The organism is Aeromonas media (assembly GCF_000819985.1).
In the GTDB taxonomy this organism is placed as follows: domain Bacteria; phylum Pseudomonadota; class Gammaproteobacteria; order Enterobacterales; family Aeromonadaceae; genus Aeromonas; species Aeromonas media.
On record NZ_CDBZ01000153.1, the window covers coordinates 10,743 to 11,866 of the forward strand.

The 1,124-nt window shown below is 69.0% G+C and carries 2 protein-coding genes; both read right to left on the reverse strand.

Annotated features, from left to right (window positions below; translation table 11 throughout):
• The coding region (nrfF, locus tag BN1127_RS22810) for a heme lyase NrfEFG subunit NrfF (protein ID WP_048824808.1) at positions 1-463 on the reverse strand (463 nt) is incomplete at its 3' end.
• Positions 460-1,035 carry a DsbE family thiol:disulfide interchange protein gene (locus BN1127_RS13125; RefSeq protein ID WP_042649769.1) on the reverse strand — a complete coding sequence of 192 codons (576 nt, stop codon included), beginning with the start codon at positions 1,033-1,035 and terminating at the stop codon, positions 460-462. The genes BN1127_RS13125 and nrfF, both read right to left, overlap by 4 nt.
• Positions 1,036-1,124 lie beyond the last annotated feature (89 nt).

Here is a 1,124-nt window from a genome sequence, read left to right on the forward strand (position 1 = left end):
GCTCGGCCCTGGGGTCGTGGGCGAGCGCCCCCTCGGCTCTGTCGCCGATAAGCGGCACCCGCGCCGGTTGCCGGCGATGCAGGCTCCTGCGCAGGCGATTGAGCGCCAACAACAGCAAGAGGGCGGGGCCGCCCCACAGCAGCGCCGTGCTGCGCTTGAAGGGGGGATCGTAGCGCACGAAATCGCCGAAGCGCTCCGTCATGCGGGCGATCACCTGCTCATCAGACTGCCCCTCATCCACCCAGCGGTAGACCTCGAGCCGCAGATCCCGCGCGATGGGGGAGTTGGACTCCACCAGGTTCTGGTTCTGGCACTGGGGGCAGCGCAGGGCGCGGGCCAGCTCTTGCGCCCGATTTTGCCGCTCGGGGTGGCGAAACTGATAGGTATCGACCCCGCTGGCAAGGACCCCGAGGCTCAATGCCAGCAATAGCGGCGCGATCAGGGCGTGGCCGAGACGGCTCATGGCTTGCTCTCCTGCACTTCTCTCTCCACTTCGGGCTGGCTGGCGGTGTTACTGCGGGCCTTTGCAAGCAGGGGGGCAAACTGGCGCTGCCAGATGTCCCTGGTGAGCAGGCCGGTATGACGGGTCAGCAGGGTGCCGTCGCCGGCAAAGAGATAGGTCTCCGGTGTGCCGTAGACGCCGAGCTCCAGGGCGAGTCGGCCGTCGGGGTCGGCCAGCACGGCGCGATAGGGGTTACCCGCCTGTACGAGCCAGGCGCGGGCGGCGTCCCCCTTGTCCCGGTAGTTGAGGCCATAGAGGGGCACGGCGCTGGCCAGCTCACCCAGCAGCGGATGCTCGGCGCGGCAGTTGGGGCACCAGCTGGCCCAGACGTTGAGCACGAAGGGCTCCCCCTTGAGCGCCGCGGTGTGGATGGGGGCGCCACCAAGCAGATCGTCACTCTGCCAGGCGGGCAGGGTGCGCCCGGCGACGGCCTCATCCTGGCTGTAGGGGTTGTTGCCAAGGCCGAGCCAGAGCAGGGTACCGAGCCCCAGAGTGAGCACGAGCGGGACGAACAGGCGCAAACGGGCGTTCATAAGGACTCCTGTTCAAGCCGAGGGTAGGGAGCGGCAGCTGGCGCTGGATGGCTAGCCAGCAGCGGCCGGCGGGCGAGCAGGCGCAGGGC

Excerpts from the sequence above, each read along its gene's own strand:
- BN1127_RS13125 (WP_042649769.1), bottom strand. The coding sequence starts at position 1,035 with ATGAACGCCCGTTTGCGCCTGTTCGTCCCGCTCGTGCTCACTCTGGGG.